The 25,116-nt window shown below is 49.5% G+C and carries 21 protein-coding genes and 1 pseudogene; 20 read left to right on the top strand and 2 right to left on the bottom strand.

Features of this window, described 5'->3' with window-relative positions; all coding sequences use genetic code 11:
* The 8 genes and pseudogenes from DW677_RS13485 to DW677_RS13450 form a co-directional block, all read left to right on the top strand.
* On the top strand, nucleotides 1–420 hold a 420-nt coding region (locus DW677_RS13485), incomplete at its 5' end, for a hypothetical protein (RefSeq protein ID WP_242992175.1).
* A gap of 126 nt (nucleotides 421–546) precedes the next feature.
* Nucleotides 547–1,698 (top strand): IS91 family transposase, encoded by a 1,152-nt coding sequence (locus DW677_RS13480; RefSeq protein WP_117503415.1) that lies wholly within the window; start codon nucleotides 547–549, stop codon nucleotides 1,696–1,698.
* A 360-nt stretch (nucleotides 1,699–2,058) separates the two neighbouring features.
* On the top strand, nucleotides 2,059–3,438 hold the full coding sequence (locus DW677_RS13475; protein WP_117567576.1) for a hypothetical protein: 1,380 nt from the start codon (nucleotides 2,059–2,061) through the stop codon (nucleotides 3,436–3,438).
* Between the two features lie 489 nt (nucleotides 3,439–3,927).
* Nucleotides 3,928–4,419, top strand: a complete 492-nt coding sequence (locus tag DW677_RS13470) for a low molecular weight protein-tyrosine-phosphatase (protein ID WP_117470051.1) — start codon at nucleotides 3,928–3,930, stop codon at nucleotides 4,417–4,419.
* Between the two features lie 102 nt (nucleotides 4,420–4,521).
* A complete protein-coding gene (gene tnpA / locus DW677_RS13465; protein ID WP_242990570.1) occupies nucleotides 4,522–4,860 on the top strand; it encodes an IS200/IS605 family transposase in 339 nt (112 codons plus the stop codon).
* A gap of 111 nt (nucleotides 4,861–4,971) precedes the next feature.
* Nucleotides 4,972–5,067, top strand: a pseudogene (locus DW677_RS13460) (transposase); the annotation flags it as partial.
* A gap of 17 nt (nucleotides 5,068–5,084) precedes the next feature.
* Nucleotides 5,085–6,188 carry an IS200/IS605 family element RNA-guided endonuclease TnpB gene (gene tnpB / locus DW677_RS13455; RefSeq protein ID WP_117470050.1) on the top strand — a complete coding sequence of 368 codons (1,104 nt, stop codon included), beginning with the start codon at nucleotides 5,085–5,087 and terminating at the stop codon, nucleotides 6,186–6,188.
* 224 nt (nucleotides 6,189–6,412) lie between these two features.
* A complete protein-coding gene (locus tag DW677_RS13450; protein ID WP_117472246.1) occupies nucleotides 6,413–7,672 on the top strand; it encodes an FAD-dependent oxidoreductase in 1,260 nt (419 codons plus the stop codon).
* A gap of 123 nt (nucleotides 7,673–7,795) precedes the next feature.
* Here DW677_RS13450 and DW677_RS13445 read toward each other — a convergent pair whose 3' ends face one another.
* Complete coding sequence (locus DW677_RS13445; RefSeq protein WP_133304047.1) at nucleotides 7,796–8,827, bottom strand: L,D-transpeptidase; 1,032 nt, start codon at nucleotides 8,825–8,827, stop codon at nucleotides 7,796–7,798.
* Between the two features lie 170 nt (nucleotides 8,828–8,997).
* Nucleotides 8,998–10,473: a DUF1846 domain-containing protein gene (locus DW677_RS13440; protein WP_117470130.1), complete on the bottom strand. Its 1,476-nt coding sequence runs from the start codon at nucleotides 10,471–10,473 to the stop codon at nucleotides 8,998–9,000.
* Between the two features lie 409 nt (nucleotides 10,474–10,882).
* On the opposite strand from DW677_RS13440, the gene DW677_RS13435 reads away from it, so the two are divergent.
* The 12 genes from DW677_RS13435 (at nucleotide 10,883) to dapF (ending at nucleotide 25,090) form a co-directional block, all read left to right on the top strand.
* Nucleotides 10,883–12,226: a putative glycoside hydrolase gene (locus tag DW677_RS13435; protein WP_117470047.1), complete on the top strand. Its 1,344-nt coding sequence runs from the start codon at nucleotides 10,883–10,885 to the stop codon at nucleotides 12,224–12,226.
* 14 nt (nucleotides 12,227–12,240) lie between these two features.
* Nucleotides 12,241–12,855 carry a DUF1653 domain-containing protein gene (locus tag DW677_RS13430; RefSeq protein WP_242990571.1) on the top strand — a complete coding sequence of 205 codons (615 nt, stop codon included), beginning with the start codon at nucleotides 12,241–12,243 and terminating at the stop codon, nucleotides 12,853–12,855.
* Nucleotides 12,852–14,774 carry an excinuclease ABC subunit UvrC gene (gene uvrC, locus DW677_RS13425; protein ID WP_347465916.1) on the top strand — a complete coding sequence of 641 codons (1,923 nt, stop codon included), beginning with the start codon at nucleotides 12,852–12,854 and terminating at the stop codon, nucleotides 14,772–14,774. Before DW677_RS13430 ends, uvrC begins: the two co-directional genes overlap by 4 nt.
* Nucleotides 14,775–15,137: 363 nt before the next feature.
* Nucleotides 15,138–16,067 (top strand): HPr(Ser) kinase/phosphatase, encoded by a 930-nt coding sequence (gene hprK, locus DW677_RS13420; RefSeq protein ID WP_117567575.1) that lies wholly within the window; start codon nucleotides 15,138–15,140, stop codon nucleotides 16,065–16,067.
* Between the two features lie 15 nt (nucleotides 16,068–16,082).
* Entirely contained in the window at nucleotides 16,083–16,952 is an 870-nt protein-coding gene (gene murB / locus DW677_RS13415) for a UDP-N-acetylmuramate dehydrogenase (protein ID WP_117470046.1), read from the top strand.
* Nucleotides 16,953–16,980: 28 nt separating this feature from the next.
* Nucleotides 16,981–17,850 carry an RNase adapter RapZ gene (gene rapZ, locus DW677_RS13410; protein WP_117470045.1) on the top strand — a complete coding sequence of 290 codons (870 nt, stop codon included), beginning with the start codon at nucleotides 16,981–16,983 and terminating at the stop codon, nucleotides 17,848–17,850.
* A gap of 2 nt (nucleotides 17,851–17,852) precedes the next feature.
* Nucleotides 17,853–18,812, top strand: a complete 960-nt coding sequence (gene whiA, locus DW677_RS13405) for a DNA-binding protein WhiA (RefSeq protein ID WP_117484977.1) — start codon at nucleotides 17,853–17,855, stop codon at nucleotides 18,810–18,812.
* A 47-nt stretch (nucleotides 18,813–18,859) separates the two neighbouring features.
* Nucleotides 18,860–19,114, top strand: a complete 255-nt coding sequence (locus DW677_RS13400; protein ID WP_015552596.1) for an HPr family phosphocarrier protein — start codon at nucleotides 18,860–18,862, stop codon at nucleotides 19,112–19,114.
* Nucleotides 19,115–19,207: 93 nt separating this feature from the next.
* Nucleotides 19,208–22,687 carry a DNA polymerase III subunit alpha gene (locus DW677_RS13395; RefSeq protein WP_117567574.1) on the top strand — a complete coding sequence of 1,160 codons (3,480 nt, stop codon included), beginning with the start codon at nucleotides 19,208–19,210 and terminating at the stop codon, nucleotides 22,685–22,687.
* 196 nt (nucleotides 22,688–22,883) lie between these two features.
* Nucleotides 22,884–23,861 (top strand): 6-phosphofructokinase, encoded by a 978-nt coding sequence (gene pfkA, locus DW677_RS13390; RefSeq protein ID WP_015552594.1) that lies wholly within the window; start codon nucleotides 22,884–22,886, stop codon nucleotides 23,859–23,861.
* A gap of 60 nt (nucleotides 23,862–23,921) precedes the next feature.
* Nucleotides 23,922–24,299, top strand: coding sequence for a metalloregulator ArsR/SmtB family transcription factor (locus DW677_RS13385; RefSeq protein WP_015552593.1), 378 nt, complete (start codon nucleotides 23,922–23,924; stop codon nucleotides 24,297–24,299).
* A complete protein-coding gene (dapF, locus tag DW677_RS13380) occupies nucleotides 24,296–25,090 on the top strand; it encodes a diaminopimelate epimerase (RefSeq protein ID WP_117503422.1) in 795 nt (264 codons plus the stop codon). The genes DW677_RS13385 and dapF overlap by 4 nt, the downstream gene beginning before the upstream one ends.
* The last annotated feature ends 26 nt before the right edge of the window (nucleotides 25,091–25,116 follow it).

Here is a 25,116-nt window from a genome sequence, read left to right as displayed (position 1 = left end):
TTATTAAGTTTTTTATTATGTTCCCTTTGTACACCGTTGCAAAATATAAATGTGAGTAAAAATGTAAGAGAGTTTTTTGAAAAAATGCAAGAATTTTTTCCATCAACGAAGAATGCATACATTGAAAGTGTAAAAGAATATGGAGAAGTATTAGAAACAGTTGTAATAGAAGATATTTTTATGCCGGAGCTTTTAACATTATTAGCTAAGAATGAAGATGCTGAATTATTAAGCAATATGTTTAATTATTTTGAAGAAATATTAAATAAGAATGATTCACATTTGATTAATATTTTTTCTGTTACTGTGTTAGAAATTTTAGGAAATGATAAGGCAATTCTAAAGGTGGCTAAGCAATATATGGGAGAAAAAACTGCATTGCTCCAAATGAAAGTTGATAAAGAATTGGGAAGATTATAAAAAAAATGGCGTCCCAGCTTGGACTTCCGTTAGTGCCGGACACTAGCTATTATTATCCCCGTTTTTATCTTGGACTGCTGGAAGGCGAGTATAGTGGTCCTTTTGACAGAAAGGATGGTACAGCCAATGGATAAGCCCACAGTACAGGATATTTTTCATCGTTTTTATCCGGCATACCTTGATCAATATTCACCTTCCCCTGTACAGGCAAAGGTTGCACATAACATCATGAACTGCAAGACCGGTGCCTATGGTGCAAATGTATGTGTATGTGAGGATTGTGGCTTCATACAGATTCATTACAATTCCTGCCGTAACTGTTGCTGCCCCATGTGTCAGGCTGTTCCGAAAGAAATGTGGATGGATGCACGCAGAGAGGATGTCCTTGATGCTCCTTATTTCCATCTGGTTTTTACGGTTCCTGATATTTTAAACCCTGTCATTTACAGCAACCAGAGACTTCTTTATGATGCCTTATACCATGCAGCTTCTTCCACAATCAGCGAACTGACTGCCGACCCAAAACATCTCGGCACAAAGGTGGGATACATCTGCATTTTACATACATGGGGTTCTGAAATGAACTTTCATCCCCACATTCATACCATCCTGCTGGGTGGAGGACTGGCTTCCAACAACCAGTGGAAGGACAATGGTGAAAATTTCTTTCTTCCCATCCGGGTCATCTCCAAAGTGTTCCGCGGAAAATATCTGGAGGAACTAAAGAGGCTGTGGGAAGAGGATAAGCTGGTATTTCATGGTACTGCAGAAAAATTTCGTAACCATTATACGTTCAAGGAGCTTTTAGATTCCTGTTATGGTATGGACTGGATTCCTCATTGTAAAAAGACATTCAATGGTGCTCAAACAGTAATGAAATACCTTGGTAAGTATACTCATCGCATTGCCGTCAGCAATCACCGCATCGTCCGTATGGATGATGATACCGTTACATTCTTAGTAAAGGATTACCGTAATGAGGGACAGTGGAAGGAACTGACCATTTCGGGTGTAGAGTTTGTCCGGCGGTTTCTCATGCATGTACCACCAAGGCGTTTTGTCCGCATCAGGCACTACGGACTGCTATGTTTCCGTACTAAAAACCAGAAGCTCACCCTTTGCAGAAATTTACTTGGATGTAAGAAGTATCTTTCAAAGCTTCGTGACATGGAAATGCCTGAAATATTGGAACATCTTTATGGCATCAAAGTCTGTGCGTGTAAAGCATGTGGTGGGCATCTCGGAAAGCCACAGATGAGAATGCCACTGCGCTGCTAAAGAGCAACATCTAATACTTTCAAAAGCCTCAGTTTCTGAGGTTTTATCGTCATGCCCATTTGCCTGTTTTTTATAAAATGTTGTAGCTTTCATACCGAGAATCATATATAATCATGGACAGGAACAAAGAATTGAAAGTCCATAGGTTGCGGCTACCCGGACGCTCACTTTGTTCAATTAGGTCAACTCGAAAATGGTGTAAACGAAGGGGCAGTTCTCTGCAATGTCAAAACTGCTTTTTCGTTTACCCCATCATCGATTGTAACCTAAAGAATTAAAGGAGACATTTTTAATGACTATGAACAAGGGTGTTTCCGTAAGAATAAACAGGATAAATCTCAATAGGGAGAAGAGTGAAAAATGATAGAGGCGTTCTTGGATTTCTTTCAATTATATACGATGGATGCCGATTATTTACCAGACTTTTGGCTTACAATGATACTTCTTTATCTGAATGCAGGTCTGTATCTTAACGACCTATATAATCTGGTGAAGCGCAAGTCAAAAGCGGAAACATTCAGTCTGATGGCGATACCAGGAGTCTTTGCAGTAATTTTCGTGTTGATACTATCAATTTTTGAGCATGTACCGAATCTGCAGAGCATAGCTTCACAGGCCAAACGCCTGAGCCTGCTTATAACGGCAATACAGCCACAAACGAATCTTGCGCTGCTTCTTATTGCATTTCTTTATCCGATTCTATGGGGAATCGGGCTCTTACGACAAAAGAGGCATGAACACGGCAGCCGCAAACGCTGGGTGCTGTCCTGCATTCCTGATTATATTGCATGGATCATACTGATATTGGGCATCGGTTATCACCTGTTTTTCGGGGAAAATATCCTGAATAGTGTTCTGGAAAATGCGAAGGAGGGAGATTTGCTGGCCTTTTCTGGTTCCCACGGAACTTGGCTCTATATATGGATGTATGGAATTTATATCCTTGCATGTAAGGAAGCGGTGCTGCTTGTCGGCCTTTTATCTGAACTTTTGCTTATGCGGATTCCGCTTCGCTACCATAGTGGGCAGAATGCTGTTACCTTTGTCAGCTTTTATTATCTGTTTTGCCAGAATGCCATTTTTCGTGGGATTTCCCTGCTGGAAGCTGCGTTGGTGATTCCGCTTTGTGGAGTGATGCTTCGGGAAGCGGCATCGCCTTTCAGCGATTACTCGTCGACTATGATATACGCAGCCATTTTGCTGCTGACAGGCGCAGTGTTTGTCGTTCTTATCACCATTGGTCCGGTCATGCGGACACTTTCCTGCTTCGATGCATGGGGACAGCGCAAGCAGATCAGAGAGCTTTTCTGTACGGAATATTTTCTCATGCAGCCAGTTTCCAGCAACAGATCGTTCACGGTCACTCATCATTTTATCATTGACGAACAGGACGCCGCTGGTGTTTACTATCTTCCGCTTCTCACAGACATCAGCGGATGGGCCTCCCCGAGAAAGAAAGCAGGCAAATGGAAAATGCTCTCTTTCGCAGATGGCAGAACCCTTGAATTGTCAGAACACGAGGCAGAAGCCGCCAAGGAAATGCTCTCTTATGCATCCAACCGTCTCTATGCCCAGAAGATAACTGGAGAAAATTGGAGCAATAAAAACAATATGCCTGGCACAGAGGAAACCTGGAACCCACTCATAAGTCCGGCAACAACGATGTATCAGAAACTGGTCAAGATATTTTTAGGTCTGATGGTTATTCTTTTTATGATGAGCTATCAGATACTGAAGTAATTGAAAAAAGAAGAAGCAGGCAAACGAGTATATGACTATCAAGAGGGCGATTATATGAAGCTTTGGATTGAATAACATATAATTTCAAGTTTGTCGGATTGTAAAGACAGAGCCTTATGCAAGGTGCAGGAGAAAGACTCTGCTCGGGTTAAGGGCGAAGCGCCTTAGCCGGTCAAGGGTGCAACCATTGCCCAGTTAGTGGCGTTTCGCCACTAAGTACTGGGTATTGCTTGTAGCAGAGCTTCACAGGATGAAGCTTAAAATATTAAGAAAATTGATACAACTAAATGATAACCTAAGTGGAAAAAGTCTTTAGTAAAATGAGAAAATCGAGCTGTTTTACTAAGATTTTTACTAAATCTGAATGATAAGATATACGAGTTTATGCCACGATATGCGACGAAAACGAAGAAAACAATCTATCACAGCAAATCGTAGAAAGTGGTGTAAAATCAAGGAAAATCAGTATTTTCAAGGAGTTTTTAAGGCATGATAAAAATACTTTTCATATGCCTCGGCAACATCTGTCGAAGCCCACTCGCCGAGTTCTACTTTAAAGACCTCGTAGCAAAACACAACCTTTCCGCTGAATTTTATATCGAATCCGCGGCGACCTCCTATGAGGAGACCGGAAACCCGGTACATCCCGGAACGCGAAAGAAGCTGGCGGCGGCAGGTATCTCCTGCGCGGGAAAGACCGCGAGATGTATGGAGAGGGAGGATTACCGGAAATTCGATTATCTGATCGGGATGGATCAGGCAAATATCCGGAATATAACGCAGATCGCGGGCGGTGATCCCGAGAAGAAGATCTATAAGATGCTGGAATTTGCCGGGGATGGCTGGAAGGAGCTTAAAGCCGGAAAGCGGAACCCGGATAAGGTGCCGGATGTGGCGGATCCGTGGTATACCGGGAATTTTGATAATACCTGGCGGGATGTGACAGCCGGGTGTCAGGGACTTTTAAAATTTCTGTTATAGTTGTGCAAATATTTCGACTTGAAATAGGGCTACCGCAATCCCACTGGCTTTAGACGGTGGGTTAAGGTAGCCGGAAGTGGAGGTTTGTGCTATACTTGCGTTATGGGAACGTGGAAATCAAAAAACAGACACAAATATTTGTTACAGTATCATATTATTTTCGTATGCAAGTATAGAAAGAAATTGCTGATGTCAAAACAAATATCAGATGATATAAAGCAGTTTTCTTATGAGATATGTCAAAAGCATAAAGTCATTATCAGATATATGGAGGCAGATAAAGATCATATTCATTACATGATAGAAACAGAACCAACAATGTCTATCAGTAAAATAGTAAATCTGATGAAGAGTTATACAACCTATCATATTTGGAAAAGATATCCGGATTATCTACGAAAACATTTCTGGAAAGAACATAACTATTCAGTGCCTTCATAGTTACGAGCAAAAATCCATTCCAGATCAGCTTCGCTGATGGGATTTTTGCTTTCTGGCCTATGTGTTCTTACGGTCAGCGCAGCATGTGCGCAGACCTACTGAATAGTTACGAAAGAACATACTTTTTGGACGGACGGATATTTTGTCTGCAGTGTAGGAAATGTTTCAGAAGAGATGCCCCGAAAATATATAGAAAATCAAGGGTAGAAAGGTGGCGGCAGTGGGTGTTAAAAGCATATAAATACAGGATATATCCTAATAGCGAACAAAGAATTCAGATTGCAAAAACATTTGGCTGTTGCCGTTTTGTTTACAATCAGACATTGGCATATCGGAAAGAAATATACGAGAAAGAGAAAAAGTCAGTTAGTAAAACGGATTGTAATAATTACTGTAACAGAGAATTAAAGAAAGACTATGAATGGTTAAAAGCAATAGATAAATTTGCTCTGACCAACGCAATCTATAACATGGACGCCGCATATCAAAAATTCTTTAAGGAACATGCGGGATATCCGAAATTCAAGAGCAAACACGATAACCATAAATCATACACAACAAACTTCACAAATGGAAACATTGCGGTAGATTTTGAGACAGGGAAGATAAAATTGCCAAAATTAAAAGCGGTAAAAGCAAGGTTACACAGGGAATATCGTGGGCAGATTAAGTCAGCGACCGTTTCGCAGGTTTCCAGTGGAAAATACTATGTGTCCATACTTGTAGAAACGGAGCATAAGGAACTGGCACATACAAATCATAACATAGGAATCGATTTAGGAATTAAAGATTTATGTATTACTTCCGATGGGAAGGTATATGAGAATCTAAAAATCATAAAAAAATACGAGAAACAGCTTGTAAAGCTGCAAAGGCAAGTGTCACATAAAGGAAAGAGAAGCAAGAACTATTATAAAACAAAGAAAAAGATAGCATTATGCCATGAGAAAATAAGGAATATAAGAAAAGATTATCTACATAAAGTTTCACATGAGATTATTGGCGAAAACCAAGTGATAGTTTCAGAGAATTTACAGATAAAAAACATGGTAAAAAATCATCATCTGGCAAAAGCCATAAGTGATGTATCATGGTATGAGCTGACAAGACAGTTAGAGTATAAGGCAAAATGGAATGGCAGGAAATACATCAAAATAGATACATTTTATGCTAGTAGTCAATTATGTTCTGTTTGCGGGTATCAGAATCCAGATACAAAAGATTTGTCAGTGAGGACATGGATATGTCCGAAATGCGGAGCAGAACATGACAGGGATATCAATGCCGCGAAAAATATACTGACAGAAGGATTAAGACAAATAGCATAAAGAAATATATAGGGCAGGGACTGCCCAAATTAACGCCTGTGGAGATAGTAGGTTACGAGGTCGATGAATCAGGAAGCCCATTAGCTTAAGACAATGGGTAGTTCACCCTGGTCAGATAAGCCACACCTTTTTCCGATCGTGAATTATCGTAAATTCATATCGGCGGGAGTAGTGGCTCTGACTTGATTGACAACATGTGCTTACAAAAAGGAGTGAATCTTGATATGGAGCGTTCCTATCAATATGATATAGTAGTTGTTGGCGGCGGTACTGCAGGTGTGGCCGCGGCAGTCGGAGCGGCGAAGGCTGGAGCGAAAACGCTTTTGGTGGAGCGGAATGCTTATCTCGGAGGAGAGGCGACGAACTCAGGAGTTAATTGCTTCTGTGGATTTTATACATGCGGATCGGATCCGGTGCGGGTGGTGAAAGGGATCGGGCAGCTTGTGCTGGATGAGATGAGGGCACTGGGTCCGACGATCGCTGAGGAGATTTCCGCATCCGGGAACCGGGATATTATCTTTCAGCCGGAATATTTGAAATGCGCGCTGGATAACCTGTTGGAAAAGGAACATGTGGATTATTTTTTACATACGGTGCTGATCGGGGCAGAGACTGTGGAGAATACGATCCGGACGATTCAGTGTGCGGATGATGAAGGCCTGTTTACCGTTTCAGCAAAGGCATTCGTGGATGCAACTGGAGACGCAAATCTGTCCAGACTTGCGGGTGCGAAGCTCATATGGGGAACCGATGGCGGACATCCGCAGGCAGCGACGCTGACCTTCCGGCTGAGCGGTGTGGCAGCGGATGTGGATCTGTCACCGGCGGCGGTTGAGCGGGCAGTGGTGAGAGCGAAGGCAGAAGGGATCAGAAACCTTACCAGAGAAAAAGGATTTATTCTCAAAATGGAAAATTCTGGGATCGTCCATGTACTTCTTCCGAGCATTATTCCGGAAGGACTTTCAGCGGAAGAGATGACACGGATGGAGAGGGAGACGAGGAAACAGGTGCTCGGGTATATCCAGGCGTTGAGAACTTATATGCCGGGAATGGAGCACAGTGAGCTGGCGGTGATCGGACCATCGATCGGTTTTCGGGAGACGAGAAAGCTGGTGGGAAAGGAGACGATCACGGCGGACGACGTGATCTCCGGGAGAAAGCGCCCGGACGGTGTGGCCCGGGGCGGATGGAAACCGGAGATTCACAGGGATGTCAACAAGATGGCGACTTATATGGAAGTGAAGTCGGGAAGCTATTTTGACATTCCTCTCGGGGCACTTCAGTCGGAGAATGTGAAAAATCTGTTTGGGGCAGGGAGAATGATCTCGGCGGATGAGGCGGCATTTGCGGCTGTGCGTGTTATGGGAACATGCTTTGCGACCGGGCATGCAGCAGGCGTCGGGGCGGCGTGTCTGGCGGTGGATGAAAGAGCGGAGATCGAGCATGTCAGGGAAATATTGAAGGAGCAGAATGCTTTGGTATAAATATTCAGAAATTGCAGTGAAATAATATGGCAGCCGTTCTATTGGTGGAAAAGAGAACTAAGCAATTGAAGCAGTTGAAATACAAAAAGGACCTGCGAGCGTCAGGTCCTTTTTGTAAATAGTTTATCCGATCTCCGGATCCGTAGGATCCCAATCCTGACCTTCCGGAATCTTCTCGGCTTCCGGTCTGTCAAACGGTGCTGGAAGATTGTCGCCTACGGTGACGACAGTGCCGGACGGGCAGTGGTCGTAGATCCATTTGCAGTCGGCAACGGTCATGCGGATGCAGCCGTGGGAGGCAGGAGCGCCGAGTTTGTTGTATTCCTCAGCGGTAATGTTGTGAATGCTTGTGGTCTTTCCCGGGACGCTGTGGAAGAGGATGTTGGTGTTGCCGAGTCTTGTACAATATTGACCGTATGTGGACTCGACGAGGGCATGCCATCGGTATTTGCGTGTGGTTTTAAAGGTTCCCGTTGGAGTCTGGGAATTTTCTTTTCCCGGGGAACAGATAAAGGTCCGGTAAGGAATGATATATCCGTTTCCATCATCCGGGGCATATACGGTTACCTGGCAGCGGGCACGGTCCACAACGATCTGGAAAGACTGTGCAGAGAGGATGCCCTCAAGGTTCTGGACCAGCGTGCAAGCATTCTCATCGAAGTAGAATTTGTATCCGTCAATATACTGCCATCCCTTGACGGCATGACCCGCAGCGTCGAAATAGTACCAGCTTCCGTCCGAGCTTCTCCAGGCGTTCGCAGCGAGCTCGCCGCCCTCGTCGCGGTAGATAAGCCCGCCTTCCTGTTCATGAAGTCCGGTTGGAAGGTCCTGCACCGGCGTTTCACGTTTCTGTACCTGTCCACTTACGGTCCAGAATCCGTCGGAATTTACCTGGAAACCGTCTGGTGTTCTTGTGTCCGCCATCATAAAGCCGTTTTTATCGAAATAATAGCATTCCTCCAAGCCGTCCTGATCTCCGTCGATCCAGTACCAGCCGTCGGCGGCGCTTGTATTGTCATCGGTATAGTATTTCCACTGGTTCGGTCCGCCCTCGTTGGACCATGTTCCGGCATAGGCTATAGCCGGATTCGCGAGCATGACCGCAAAAACAGTCCCGAGACCTGCGTAAAGTGCATTTCTTGATTTCTGATTCATGATCTGATTCTCCAAAGTTTTCTTCCTACCTATTGTAGGTACATTCTGTCGAAAAGGCAATCATTTTTTTCGACAAACTTTGCGTTTCAACAGAGTGTCGGACGAAAAAAGAACCGCTCGTCTGTCGCAGGACATCCTACTGGCAGACGGCGGTCTTTGCAATCTAGGAATTACCCAATTTTCTTATCTTCCTGCACCGGCTCACAGGTAAGTCCGATGCCGAGCTTCTTAAAGACATTCTTATCTACATTGGACAGCATAACTGTTGTGTGTACCTGGCAACCGCGGAGCTTCGGGAGCTGTTCTAAAGCGATCCTTGCGTTCTCGTCGGTAGCAGCACAGGTGGAGAGGGCGATGAGCACCTCATCGGTGTGCAGTCTCGGGTTGCCGCTGCCGAGGTAACGGACCTTTAATTCCTGGATCGGAGCGATGGACTCCGGGGAGATCAGGTCGATGGAGTGGTCGATTCCGCCCAGCTCCTTCACTGCGTTTAAGAGAACGGCAGCGGAAGCGCCGAGGAGCTCCTTTGTCTTACCGAGAACGATCTTTCCGTCCGGGAGTTCCAGGGCAGCAGCCGGGGCATCTGTCTCTTTCGCAAGATTTACAGCGGCAGGAACAACAACGCGGTCCTTCGGGGAGATCTTTGCCTGCTTCATGATCAGTTCGATCTTGTATGCCTCGTTCTGGCAGGAATCATCTTTTACGACCTTCTCAAGAGCCTGGTAGTAGCGGCGGATGATCTCCTGGCAGGAAGCCTCGCGGCATGCCTCGTCATCGAAGATGCAGAGACCGGCCATGTTGACACCCATATCGGTCGGGGATTTGTACGGGCATTCGCCGAAGATTCCCTCAAAGATGGCGCTGAGCACAGGATAGATTTCAACGTCGCGGTTGTAGTTGACGGTGGTCTTTCCGTAAGCCTCGAGATGGAACGGGTCGATCATGTTCACATCGTTCAAGTCTGCAGTTGCGGCCTCGTAAGCTAAGTTTACCGGGTGCTTTAACGGCAGGTTCCAGATCGGGAATGTCTCGAATTTCGCGTATCCGGCCTTTACGCCGCGCTTATTTTCGTGGTACAGCTGGGAAAGGCAGGTCGCCATCTTTCCGCTTCCCGGCCCCGGAGCTGTAACGACAACGAGTGGACGTGTCGTCTCGATATAGTCATTCTTTCCGTAACCTTCATCGCTGACGATAAGCGGAATGTTGCTCGGATAGCCGTCGATCTCATAGTGGCGGTATACCTTAAGGCCAAGCTTCTCCAGCTTGTGTTTGAACTGCTGGATCGCCGGTGTGTCAACGTAGCGGGTAATTACGACACTGCTGACATAGAGTCCGCGGTCGGTGAATACATGGATCAGGCGCAGCACATCCAGATCGTATGTAATGCCCAGATCGTAGCGGACCTTGTTCTTTGTGATATCAGCGGCATTGATGGCGATGACGATCTCTGCCTGGTCAGCCAGCTGCATGAGCATGCGGAGCTTGCTGTCCGGCTCGAAGCCCGGAAGTACACGGGATGCATGGTAATCATCGTACAGCTTGCCGCCAAATTCCAGATATAATTTATCGCCGAATTTGCTGATCCTCTCGCGGATATGGTCAGACTGCATGGCGAGGTATTTGTCGTTGTCGAAACCCTGCTTGATCATTTGTTTTTCTCCTCTTAATAGTCATATTAAATGAAAATGAGCCGGTCTGGAGTTTCCAGGAAAGACATCCGGCTGAAACAGCTGTGGGGCAGACATCCGGATCATTTTCAAAAAGTTTTCGTACCTGCGGCTTTTGGCAGCCGTTCGTACCTATCTATCTATTATCCATCAAAAACCTCATTTTGAACAGTAGTTTTTTAATTTTTCTTTCCCAAATCCATATACTTATGATATTATGGTGGTAACTTGAGTTCTTATCTCCTGGCAGATGATGAAATAAACTGCAGGAAAACTTAATGGCAGTAGTGACGGAGAAAAATCAGTATTCCCTGTTGACAAGGAATCAATAAATGTGCCAGTCTCCGTGAAATTACTGACTGTGGATTGAAATAAAGGATGAGCGAACATGAAAAAAATGCTATTTGCGTTCTCCATGGCGGGTCTGTTCCTGTTATCGGCATGCAGCAGACCGGCGGCGGAGGAGACTGAGACAGCAGGGACAACAGCCGGGGCGGAGAGCACCCAGGAGACCAGCGGTGTCCTGGTGATCGAGGATGCTGGGGAAGATAAAAATAAGACGATCTCCGTGCGGATCGTGGACTCCTCGAACCCGGCGCTTCCGGGGCGCGAGGCGAAGAAGGTCCGCGGCATCTACATTACGGGACCGGTGGCAGGAAATGAGGAAGTCTTAAACAGTGTTCTGGACGGTGCCCTGACTGCGGGAATCAACGCGGTGGTCATCGACTTCAAGGAGGATCAGGGACGGATCACATGTCCGGTGGATGCGGCGACGGTGAACGAGATCGGCGCCAGTATCCCGTATGTGCGGGACATGAAAGAACTGATCGAGAGCCTCAAGGAGAAGGATCTCTATGTGATCGCGCGGGTCGCGGCCTTCAGGGATTCCTATCTCGCGGAGAAGAAGCCGGAGTGGAGCCTGAAACTGCCGGACGGCAGCCTATACCAGGACCGCCAGGGAATGTACTGGGTGGATCCGCACCGCCAGGAGGTCTGGGAATATCTTCTGGAAGTCGGAACGGAGGCGAAAGATCTCGGCTTTGATGAGGTCCAGCTTGACTATCTGAGATTCCCGAACGAGGCGTCGGCGGGTCAGGTCGTCTACGACGAAGCAGTGATCCGGGGGCGTTCCAAGACGGATACGATCCTGGAGTGTACCAAGTATTTATATGAAAATCTCGCGTCCCAGGGACTTTTCGTCTCTGCGGATGTGTTCGGCACGATCATCGGAAGCGGCGTGGATTCCACTGCCGTCGGACAGAATTATACGGAGATGGCGAAGATTCTCGACTATATCTGCCCGATGATCTACCCGTCCCACTACAGCTCTGGAAACTTCGGGCTGGAACACCCGGATACGGAACCGTATAAAACGATCTTCGGGGCACTTCAGAAATCTGGAAAGGTCCTGCTGGATGCATCGAGAGCCGACAACCATGAGAGCCGCCAGGCGATCGTCCGCCCGTGGCTTCAGGACTTCACAGCCACATATCTCGGGGAAGGAAATTATATCACCTACGGAAATGCTGAGGTCGCGGAGGAAGTCCGCGCCGTCCAGGATGCAGGATACGAGGAGTGGATGCTGTGGAGCGCGGTGAATAAGTACCATTTAGAGGGACTTTCCGGGGACGGAAGCAGCGCAGCGGCAGCGGAAGTTCCGGGCGAAGGCGAGGCTGGTCCGGATGGCGGAGAAACATCTGCAGGGACAGAGTCCGAAACGGCTCAACAGTAAAAATGGAGAACAAAATGAATCAGATTCGTAAAACACCAGTGCCGGGAGAATTCTACCGGCACTTTAAAAATAAGTTATATCAGATCATCGTGGTTGCGACCCACTCGGAGACCGGGGAAGAAATGGTAGTCTACCAGGCGCTCTACGGGGACTTCAAGATCTGGGTGCGTCCGCTTGACATGTTTTTAGAGGAAGTTGACCGGGAGAAATACCCGGATGCGGTGCAGAAGTATCGGTTTGAGAGAGTACGGCTTGTAAAGCCACAGAATGCGGAAAATTCCGCTCAGAATGCAGCTCAGCCAGTGCGGCAGGTACCAGCAGAACAGAAGCCGTCGGCAGACAGCGACAGCAGCGCCAAAAACACCACCGCCCAGGCCCCAGATGAAGACCAGCCCGTCAACCAGGAGCTCCTGGACTTCTTCGATGCCATGGACGAAAAAAACTATGATCTGATGCTGGAATGCCTGACAAAGCTCCAGACCCATGCAACCCAGAAAGAACTGGATGATATCTGCATGGTTCTGGACATCCATCCGCCGGTGGGCTGCGATGATGTTGGATCCCAGATCATGTTCATCAAGCGCCACCTTGCGATGATCAGAAAGTTTGACGGGGAGAGATTGCGTTGACAGAGAATGATATTCCTTTCAATATTGAAGAAGAATTAAAAAAACTCCCAGCATCGCCGGGAGTTTATCTCATGCATGATAAGCACGATGAGATCATATATGTAGGAAAAGCCATAAGCTTGAAGAACCGTGTGCGCCAGTATTTCCAGAGCAGCCGGAACAAGACGGCCAAGATCGAGAAGATGGTATCCAGGATCGCGAGATTCGAGTATATCATCACGGACTCCGAGCTGGAGGCCCTGGTTTTAGAGTGCAACCTCATCAAGGAACACCGCCCTCGGTACAACACGATGTTAAAGGATGACAAGACATATCCCTACATCAAGGTCACTACGGACGAGCCGTTCCCGAGAGTCCTGTTCTCCAGAACCATGAAAAAGGACAAATGCCGGTATTTCGGACCATATACCAGCGCCGGAGCGGTGAAGGACACCATCGACCTGATCCACAAGCTCTGGAAGCTCCGGACATGCAGCAGGAATCTTCCGAAGGACATCGGAAAGGAACGTCCGTGCCTGAACTACCACATCAAACAGTGCTCAGGGCCGTGCCAGGGCTATATTTCCGAGGTGGAATATAAGAAATCTGTCTCCGAGGTCATCGAATTTCTGGACGGAAAGTACACTCCGGTGCTGACGATGCTGGAGGAAAAGATGATGGCGGCCTCCGACGCGATGGAGTACGAGCAGGCTATCGAGTACCGGGAACTCTTAAACAGCGTGAAGCAGGTCGCCCAGAAGCAGAAGATCACGAGCCATAGCATGGAAGACCGGGATGTGATTGCCATGGCGAGGGACGACGCGGACGCTGTGGTGCAGGTATTCTTTGTCCGGGATGGAAAGATGATCGGCCGGGAACATTTCCGTGTCTCCGCATCCACGGCAGACAACAATTACCAGATCATCGGAAGCTTTGTAAAACAGTTCTACGCGGGAACTCCATTTATCCCGAGAGAGATATGGGTGCAGGAAAAATTTCCGGAGATGGATCTCATCGCAGAGTGGCTCACGAAACGCCGCGGTCAGGCGGTAAAATTCCTGATCCCGAAAAAAGGCCAGAAAGAGCGACTGGTGGAGCTTGCGCAGAAGAACGCGAAGCTTGTGCTTGACCAGGATAAGGATAAGATCAAGAGAGAAGAACTCCGGACCATCGGCGCCATGAACCAGGTGGGAGACTGGCTGGGGCTGGAAAAAGTCCGCAGGATGGAGGCCTACGATATCTCCAATATCAGCGGTTTCGAGTCCGTTGGTTCCATGGTAGTCTTCGAGGACGGACGTCCGAAGCGGAATGATTACCGGAAATTTAAAATAAAGACCGTTCAGGGACCCAACGATTACGCGTCCATGGAAGAGGTGCTGACCCGCCGGTTCACCCATGGCATGGAGGAGCTGGAAGAGGAGCGAAAGAACCAGGAAGACGGGGCGGAAGCGCCGGATGGAAGCTTCGGAAGCTTTACGCGGTTCCCAGACCTGATCCTCATGGACGGCGGCCGCGGACAGGTGAACATCGCGCTGAGTGTGCTGAGCGAACTGAAGCTTAACATTCCGGTCTGCGGCATGGTAAAGGATGACAATCACCGGACCAGGGGACTCTACTATAATAATGTTGAGATCCCCATCGACCGCCATTCCGAGGGCTTCAAGCTCGTGACGAGGATCCAGGATGAGGCACACCGGTTCGCCATCGAGTACCACAGAAGTCTGCGAAGCAAGGCACAGGTACACTCAGTCCTCGACGATATCGAGGGCATCGGACCGGCGAGAAGAAAAGCATTGATGCGCCGGTTCAAGTGCCTGGAGGCGGTGCGTGATGCAACCTTGGAGGAGCTTGAGAGCACGGAGGGCATGAATAAGCGGGCGGCGGAGAGCGTCTACGCCTATTTCCGCGAGAAGGACCGTGCGCCGGAGATCACGGAGTAAATGCACGGGATGAAGCAGGAAAATCTCGTGACATTCGGCCTGTGATATGATAGGATGGAGATAACTGTGCGCAGAGCTGTAAATTTATATCAGAAGCGATGCCGACAGGATATAAGATAAAAAGAACAGTATTGTAACTGTTCAGTAGGTCTGCGCACTTGCTGCGCTGACCGTAAGAAAACATAGGCTGGAGGGCAAAAATCCCATCAGCGAAGCTGATCTGGAATGGATTTTTGCGTGTAACTATGAAGGTACTGAATAGTTACACAGTATTTTAAATCGATAGAATAGCTGCGAATTGTTCCGAAGAACTGCCGCCATGATTCGAGGCAGCGGCCAGATACAGGAAAGGAGAACTATGCCATGTACGGAGTTACAATAGCTGAATTAATAGAAAAAATGGATTTCAAAAACCTGACCCCGGAGCTGGACTGCGAGAAGATCGTTGTCTCCCACCCGGACGTGAACCGTCCGGCGCTTCAGCTCACCGGATTCTACGCACATTTTGACAATGAGCGTGTACAGATGATCGGAAACGTGGAGATCGCGTACCTCTCCGGGCTCACAAGAGAGCGCCGGATCGCCATGTATGACAAGCTGATCTCCAGCAAGATCCCATGTCTCGTGTTCTGCAGAAACCAGACACCGGAGCCGGAGGTCGCAGAACTCTGCAGTCATTACGGTGTTCCGTGCCTGCTCTCCGCAAAACCGACATCCGATACCATGGCGGAAGTCATCCGCTGGCTGAAGGCAAAACTTGCCCCGTGCATCAGCATTCACGGCGTTCTCGTCGATGTATTTGGCGAAGGCGTTCTGATCACAGGCGAGAGCGGAATCGGTAAGAGCGAGGCCGCCCTGGAGCTCATCAAGCGTGGACACCGTCTCGTAAGTGATGACGTTGTGGAGATTCGCAAGGTCAGCGATGAAACTCTCGTCGGTTCCGCCCCGGATATCACAAGATATCTCATCGAGGTGCGCGGGATCGGCATCATCGACGTGAAGACCCTGTTCGGTGTCGAGAGTGTAAAAGATACCCAGTCCATCGACATGGTCATCAAGCTCGAAGAGTGGGATAAGAATAAGGAATACGACCGTCTCGGACTTGAGGACCAGTACACGGAGTTCCTTGGAAATAAAGTTGTCTGCCACAACATTCCGGTCCGTCCGGGACGTAATCTGGCAGTAATCGTAGAGTCCGCGGCGGTCAACTACCGTCAGAAGAAGATGGGCTACAACGCGGCCCAGGAGCTCTACAACCGCGTGCAGGCGAATATCGCTAAAAGAAGCGAATAAAAAGGAGAAACATTCATGGAAATCAGAACAAATGAGCCGATGGCGCGGCACATATCATTCCGCGTCGGCGGTCCGGCAGACCGGTTCATGATTCCGGAATCAGAGACAGAACTCCGCGAGGCGGTCCTGGACTGTAAAAAGTCAGGACAGCCCTGGTACATGATCGGCAACGGAAGCAATCTCCTCGTGGGAGATAAAGGTTTCCGTGGCACGATCATCAGCACAGAGCGTCTCGCTGAATTAGAAGTTCAGAAAAACGAAAACATTATCATCGCCGGGGCAGGCGTGATGCTCTCAAAGCTTGCGAACACGGCGGCGAGAGAGGAGCTCACCGGCCTGGAGTTCGCAGCGGGAATCCCGGGAACCGTCGGCGGTGCGGTCATGATGAATGCGGGCGCTTACGGATCCGAGATGAAGAACGTACTCCTGTGGGCGGATGTGATGGACCAGGACGGAAATGTGAAGCTGATGAAAAACGAGGAGCTGGAGTTGGGATATAGAACGAGCTGTCTGGAGCGCCTGGGACTTTTCACAGTCCGCGCGGCATTCAAGCTGACACCTGGCGATCCGGAGGTGATCCGGTCGCAGATGGAAGAGCTGGCAAGAAAGAGAAAAGAGAAGCAGCCGTTAGAATACCCGAGCGCCGGAAGCACCTTCAAGCGCCCGGAAGGATATTTCGCCGGAAAACTGATCGAGGATGCCGGTTTAAAGGGATTTTCCGTCGGCGGAGCCGCGGTCTCCGAGAAACACGCCGGATTCGTGATCAATAAGGATCATGGAACGGCGGCGGATATTTTGGGACTTTGCAATGAGGTAAAACGCCGGGTAAAGGCGAGTTCCGGGGTAGATCTCGAGCTGGAAGTAAAACTCTTAGGTGAATTTTAAAGGTGCACAATACAGGGAGGAATTCTCGTTGAGACTTGTAATCGTGACAGGCATGTCGGGCGCAGGAAAGACCACGGCATTAAAAACACTGGAAGACATGGGCTTCTATTGTGCCGACAACCTGCCGGTCCTTTTAATTGAAAAATTTGCGGAGCTGGTCATGAACGGACAGAGCGAAAAGCAGGACATCGCCCTGGGTGTGGATGTCCGAAGCGGTGAGGAGCTGCCGTATCTGGAGATTATCATCCGGAAATGGAGAGAAAACAAATACCCGTTCTCGATCCTGTTCCTGGATTCCTCCGATGAAGTTCTTATCAAGCGCTTCAAGGAGACGAGACGCAGCCATCCGCTCTCAAGAAACGGCCGCGTGGAAAAGGGAATCGAGCTGGAGCGGGAGAAGCTCGCCTTCTTAAAAAAAGAGGCGGACCAGGTCATCGACACCAGCAGACTTCTGACAAAAGAACTGCGCCATGAGCTGGAAAATCTCTACAGCGAAGCGGATGGATGCAGCAGCATGTTCATCACAGTCGTGAGTTTCGGTTTCAAGTATGGGATCCCGGCGGATGCCGACCTGGTGTTTGACGTGCGCTTCCTCCCGAATCCCTACTATGTGGAGGAACTCCGGTTCCATACGGGAACGGAGCAGGCGGTACAGGACTATGTGATGCAGGGTGGTACCGGGGAAGAGTTCTTAAAGAAACTGAATGATCTTCTGGAATTCGTGATTCCGAAATATGAACAGGAAGGAAAAACGCAGCTCGTGATCGCGATCGGATGCACCGGCGGACGCCATCGTTCGGTGACGATCGCAGGAGAAGTATTTAAGCGTCTGACGGAGTCCGGGCGGTACGAGATCCGGCTGGAACACAGGGACGCGGGGAAGGATGGAGGAAAGTAAGTATGTCTTTTTCTTCCAGGATCAAGGAAGAGCTTTCCAGGCATATGAGTCCGGCAAGGCATTGCCAGATCGCCGAAATTGCGGCGATTTTAAGCCTTTGCGGACGAATCCAGATCTCCGGGGACGATCATTACAGCATCAAGATCCACACGGAAAATGTGACAGTTGCCAGAAAGTGCTTTACATTATTGAGAAAAACATTTAATATAGAAACTGATATCTCTATACGGCGGAATGCGCACCTGGGAAAAAACAGGATCTATTCAGTCTGTGTGAAACAGCATGAGGATGCACTCCGCGTATTGAAAGCCACAAAACTTCTTACGGAGGACGGAGAGGTCGGAGAGAATCTTTCCGTTGTGGGAAATGTGGTCGTACAGAACCCCTGCTGCCGCAGGGCATTTCTGCGCGGCGCTTTTCTTGCATCCGGCTCCATCAGTGATCCGGAGAAGTTTTACCATTTTGAGATCGTCTGCGCGACAGATGCGAAAGCCCGCCAGATCCAGTCCATTATGGCAACGTTTGACATTGATGCAAAAATTGTCATCCGCAAACGCTATTATGTGGTATATATTAAAGAGGGGAGCCAGATCGTGGATATCCTGAATGTGATGGAGGCCCATCTGTCACTGATGGAACTGGAGAACATCCGCATCCTGAAAGAGATGCGCGGAAATGTCAACCGCCAGGTCAACTGCGAGACGGCAAACATCAACAAAACAGTGTCAGCCGCTGTGAAGCAGATCGAGGATATCGAGTTTATCCGCGACACGGTAGGCTTTGAAAGTCTTCCAGATGGTCTTGCGCAGATTGCAAAGGCAAGACTTTTAAAACCGGAAGCGACGCTGAAGGAACTGGGCGAAGACCTGGAACCGCCGGTTGGAAAATCGGGTGTCAACCATCGATTGAGGAAGCTTGGTGAGATGGCGGAGAAACTGCGGGAACAGGGAACCGAAACGTGAATGGAGACTAGTAAGCGCCATTCTTTGTGCAATTGAGGAGGATTATTATGACAAAACGTACGGTGACTATCGAACTTGCTTCTGGTCTGGAGGCTCGACCGATTGCGATGTTAGTGCAGCTTGCAAGCAGCTATGAGAGTACAATTTACGTCCAGAGCGACAACAAAAAGATCAATGCCAAGAGTATCATGGGCATGATGACGCTTGATCTTCCGGTCGGCGAGCAGGTGGTCGTGACAGCGGACGGAGTGGACGAAGAGAAAGCAGTAAACGATATTGAGAAATATTTAAGCAACAACTAAGAAGCATGTCTGTATATAGCGACATTACGGGACTGCCGCCTTTCGGGGTGACAGTCCTTTTGCAATTGATGATAAAAAATACGGAGGAGACAGATGGCATTTACACACTTGCATGTCCATACAGAGTACAGTCTTTTGGACGGATCCAGTAAAATCGGAGAGTTGGCGGCGCGGGCAAAAGAGCTTGGCATGGACAGCATGGCGATCACCGATCACGGTGTCATGTATGGGGTGATCGATTTTTACCGGGCAGCCCGTGCGGCCGGGGTCAAACCGATCATCGGCTGCGAGGTGTATGTCTCCCCGGGTTCAAGATTTGACCGTGAGACTGTCCACGGCGAGGACCGCTACTACCATCTGGTCCTCCTCGCGGAAAACAATACAGGATACCAGAACCTGATGAAGATCGTCTCCAAGGGCTTTGTGGACGGCTTCTACTATAAACCGAGGATCGATGAGGAGGTCATGCGGGAGTACCACGAGGGAATCATCGCCTTAAGCGCCTGCCTTGCCGGTGAAGTCCCGAGATATCTGGAAAAAGGTCTCTACGAGGACGCGAAGGCGGCTGCAAAACGCCACCTGGAGATCTTCGGCGATGGCAACTATTTCCTAGAGCTCCAGGACCACGGTATTCCGATGCAGCGCCAGGTAAATCAGGGGATCATGCGCCTCTCAAAAGAATTAAATATCCCGCTTGTGGCGACAAACGACTGCCACTACATCAACGCCGAGGACTGGGAGGCCCACGACATTCTGCTCTGTATCCAGACAGGGAAAAAAGTCTCCGACGAGAACCGTATGCGCTACGAGGGCGGACAGTACTATGTGAAGTCCGAGGAGGAGATGCGTAGACTCTTCCCATACGCCCCGGAAGCCATCGAGAACACCCACAAGATCGCGGAGCGCTGCAACGTGGAGATCGAGTTTGGTGTCACAAAACTTCCGAGATTCGATGTGCCGGAGGGCTACGATTCCTGGGGCTATTTAAACCACCTCTGCGATGAGGGCTTCGCGATGCGCTATCCGAATGATGACGGAACGCTCCGCGCCCGCCTGGATTATGAACTCGGAACCATCAAGAGCATGGGCTACGTGGACTACTTCCTGATCGTGTGGGATTTCATCAACTTCGCGAAATCCCATGGGATCGCTGTGGGACCGGGGCGGGGGTCTGCGGCGGGAAGTATCGTGGCGTACTGCTTAAAAATCACAGATATCGATCCGATCCGGTACCAGCTCCTCTTTGAGCGTTTCCTGAACCCGGAACGAGTATCCATGCCCGATATCGACGTGGATTTCTGCTACGAGCGCCGTCAGGAAGTTATCGACTACGTTGTGGAAAAGTACGGGAAGGATCAGGTGGCGCAGATCGTTACCTTCGGTACGTTGGCGGCCCGCGGCGTGATCCGCGATGTGGGGCGCGTCATGGACCTGCCCTACAGCCTCTGCGACCAGGTATCGAAGATGGTCCCGGCGGAATTAAATATCACGTTGGACCTGGCACTCAGGAAAAACCCGGAATTAAAGGCGCTATATGATTCAGATGAGCAGGTAAGAAAGCTCATCGACATGTCAAAGCGACTGGAAGGACTCCCGCGCCACACCTCCATGCACGCGGCGGGCGTCGTGATCTCCAGGACCTCCATTGACGAGTATGTCCCGTTATCGAGAGGTGCCGACGGCACCATCGTGACCCAGTTTACGATGACGACGCTGGAAGAACTGGGCCTTTTAAAGATGGACTTCCTGGGACTCCGCACACTCACTGTCATCCAGGACGCGGTGAAGATGATCGAAAAGAACTGCGGTGTGAAGCTCGATCTCGAGCACATCGATTATGATGATAAAAAGGTCATGGATTCTCTCGGAACAGGAAAGAACGAGGGCGTGTTCCAGCTGGAAAGCGGCGGCTTCAAGACCTTCATGAAGGAATTGAAGCCGACTACCCTGGAGGATATCATAGCCGGAATCTCCCTGTACCGTCCGGGTCCAATGGACTTTATTCCGAAATATTTAAAGGGAAAGAATGACCCGGAATCCATCACCTACACCTGCCCGCAGCTGGAGCCGATCTTAAAGCCGACCTACGGCTGTATCGTCTACCAGGAGCAGGTCATGCAGATCGTCCGAGATCTCGCCGGATATACCCTCGGCCGAAGCGACCTTGTGCGCCGTGCCATGTCGAAGAAAAAGGCGGCGGTCATGGCGAAGGAGCGCCAGAACTTTGTTTACGGAAATGAGGAAGAGGGCGTAAAGGGCTGTATCGCCAACGGGATCGACGAGAAGACGGCAAACCAGATTTACGATGACATGACGGACTTCGCAAAGTACGCCTTCAACAAGTCCCATGCGGCGGCCTATGCGGTGGTTGCATACCAGACCGCGTTTTTAAAATATTATTATCCAAAGGAATTCATGGCGGCGCTCATGACCTCCGTGATGGACAACACCACGAAGGTCTCCGAGTACATTCTCGCCTGCCGGAACATGGGAATCCCGATCCTGCCGCCGGATATCAACGAGGGATACAGCGGCTTCTCCGTATCCGGAAACGGTATCCGTTACGGACTTTCCGCCATCAAGAGTGTGGGCCGGGCCGTGGTGGACGTGATCATCGCCGAGCGTGAGAGCGGCGGTCTCTTCAAAAACCTCGATGATTTTGTGTCCAGAATGTCCAACAAGGAAGTCAATAAGAGAACGCTGGAGAGCTTCATTAAATCTGGTGCCCTGGACACACTTCCGGGAACGAGAAAGCAGAAGCTTATTGTCTCCGGTGACCTTCTGGAGAGCAAGTCAAAAGAGAAAAAGACGGTCATGGAAGGCCAGATGAGCTTCTTTGACATCGCCCCGGAGGAGGAAAAGGACAACTTCCATATCACGTTCCCGGATGTGGGCGAGTATGACAAGCAGACACTTCTGGCATTCGAGAAGGAGACCATCGGCATCTATGTCAGCGGTCATCCGATGGAGGAATACCGGGAACTCTGGGAGAAAAATGTGACGGCGAGAACTTCCGATTTCGTTGTGGATGAGGTCGGAAAGACCATTGTGGAGGATAATTCCAATGTGGTCATCGGCGGAATGATCACGTCGAAAAAGGTGAAGACTACAAAGACGAACCAGCTCATGGCATTCATCACCGTTGAGGATCTTGTGGGAACGGTGGAAGTTCTCGTGTTCCCGAAGATCTACGAGAAGAACCGTCAGGCGTTCACCGAGGAAAACAAGGTGTTTATCCGCGGCCGGGCGTCCATCGGTGATGACCCGGTAGGAAAGCTGATCTGTGAGGAAGTGATCCCGTTCACCGATATCCCGAATGAGCTTTGGCTTCAGTTCGAAAATCAGGCATTCTACGCGAGCCACATCGACGATGTCATGGCGGCACTCCGTGATTCCGACGGAAAAGACCGGGTCATTATGTATTTAAAAGAAGAACGGAAAATGCGCAGACTTTCCGAAAACTGGGCAGTCCTCGCAGGGCCGGATCTTCTGAACCGCCTGTATAAGATCCTTGGTGAAAAAAATGTCAAAGTTGTGCAAAAGGTCATTGAAAAGAAGGGCAAAGTGTATTAAAATGTAACTGTTTGGTAGGTCTGTGCATTCACTGCGCTGACCGTAAGAGAACATTGGCTGGAAGGCAAAAATCCCATCGGCGAAGTCGATCCGGAATGGATTTTTGCATGTGACTGCGAAAAAACTGAGCAGTTACATTAAAATAAGGACGTGTACGGCGAATGATTGACAGAATTTTTTTATGGAGGAAACCCATATGTCAAAGAAAGAAGTCAGAACGATCGGAGTATTGACCAGCGGCGGAGATGCCCCTGGAATGAATGCGGCAATCCGTGCGGTTGTAAGAACCGCTATCAATAAAGGCCTGAAGGTAAAAGGAATCATGCGTGGCTACGCCGGACTCCTTCAGGAAGAAATCGTAGATATGGACAGCGTCAGCGTTGCGGACACGATCAACCGCGGCGGTACGATCCTTTACACAGCCCGCTGTGAGGAGTTCACAACTGAGGAAGGCCAGAAGCGTGGCGCTGAGGTATGTAAGAAACATGGTATCGATGGTATCGTTGTGATCGGAGGAGACGGTTCCTTCCGCGGTGCCGGAAAGCTTTCCGCTCTCGGAATCAACACGATCGGTCTTCCGGGAACCATTGACCTTGATATCGCCTGTACCGACTATACGATCGGTTTCGATACCGCTGTAAACACAGCGATGGAAGCCATCGATAAAGTCCGTGATACTTCCACCTCCCATGAGCGCTGCAGTATCATCGAGGTTATGGGAAGAAATGCCGGATATATCGCTCTCTGGTGCGGTATTGCCAACGGCGCGGAGGATATTCTCCTTCCGGAGCGCTACGACGGCAATGAGCAGTACCTGATCAACCGGATCATTGAGAACAGAAAGCGCGGCAAAAAGCATCACATCATCATCAACGCTGAAGGAATCGGACACTCCACTTCCATGGCAAGAAGGATCGAGGCGGCGACAGGTATCGAGACCCGTGCCACCATCATTGGCCACATCCAGCGAGGCGGTACACCGACCTGTAAGGACCGTGTTTACGCGTCCATCATGGGTGCGAGAGCTGCAGAACTTCTGGCGGAAGGAAAGAGCAACCGTATCGTAGCCTACAAGGACGGCAAGTTCGTGGATTTCGATATCCAGGAGGCACTGAATATGAAGAAAGACATCCCGGAGGAGCAGTACGAAGTAAGCAAACTTCTCGTGCGCTAACTGCGTGGAAAGAACTGCTGTCCGTATGACCTGCGGCAGCAGCAGTAAAGGAGCAGGAACATGGGTATCAGAGAGGACGAAAAGATCGCCCCGCACTGTGAGTTTATTCATGTCCACGACAAGGTGGTAAAACGGGTGATGGACGTGATGCCGGAAGGCGAGGAGCTCCAGAATCTTGCGGAATTCTTCCGGGTATTCGGCGATTCCACAAGGATCCGTATTCTGTATGCACTCAGCCAGTCGGAGTTATGTGTGTGCGATATTGCAAGTCTTCTCGGAATGGGACAGTCTGCGATCTCCCACCAGCTTCGGATCCTGAAGCAGATGCGCCTTGTCAAGTTCCGCAGGGAAGGAAAGAGCGTTCTCTACTCTCTTGCGGACGGTCACATCCAGACGATCCTCGCACAGGGGATGGAGCATATAGGAGAGAAAATATGAAATTCACGAAGATGCAGGGCATCGGAAATGATTATGTTTATGTAAACTGTCTTGAAGAGACTGTGGAAGATCCCTGCGGGACGGCAAAGATGGTCAGCGACCGCCATTTCGGAATCGGATCGGACGGATTGATTTTAATTAAGCCGTCAAGGGTTGCGGACTGCCAGATGGACATGTACAATCTGGATGGATCCCGGGGTGCCATGTGCGGAAATGGGATTCGCTGTGTCGGAAAATACGCCTATGACCACGGAATCGTGGATAAGACGGAGATCGACGTGGAGACTGCATCCGGAATCAAGCATCTGTCTATGAAATTAAAAGACGGCAAGGTAGAGCTTGTGACGGTGGATATGGGGCGTCCGGTGCAGACCTCCGAGATCGGGGAGCCGATCACGGTGGATGGAAAAGAGTACCGTTTTACCGGCGTGTCCATGGGAAATCCCCACGCGGTGGTATTTATGGATGGAATCAAGGATATGGAGATCGAAAAGATCGGCCCGTCCTTTGAAGTCCACGAAAAATTCCCGGACCGCACCAACACGGAATTCGTGGAGATCGTAGACCGCGGACATGTAAATATGCGTGTCTGGGAGCGTGGTTCCGGAGAGACTCTTGCCTGCGGAACAGGTGCCTGCGCGACGGCGGTCGCCTGCATCTTAAACGGTCTTACTGACGATGAAGTCCGCGTGACACTGCTCGGCGGCGACCTTCTGATCCGTTGGGACAGAGAAAAGGACACTGTATTTATGACAGGTCCGGCGGCGGAAGTGTTCCACGGGGAGATCTGAAATACCAGACTGACAGCAGCCGGGTG

It is taken from the genome of Clostridium sp. AM25-23AC, assembly GCF_003435125.1.
Taxonomy (GTDB): Bacteria; Bacillota; Clostridia; order Lachnospirales; family Lachnospiraceae; genus Pilosibacter; species Pilosibacter fragilis.
The sequence above is the reverse complement of the archived record's forward strand: the minus strand, read 5'-3'. Positions and strand labels throughout refer to the sequence as shown.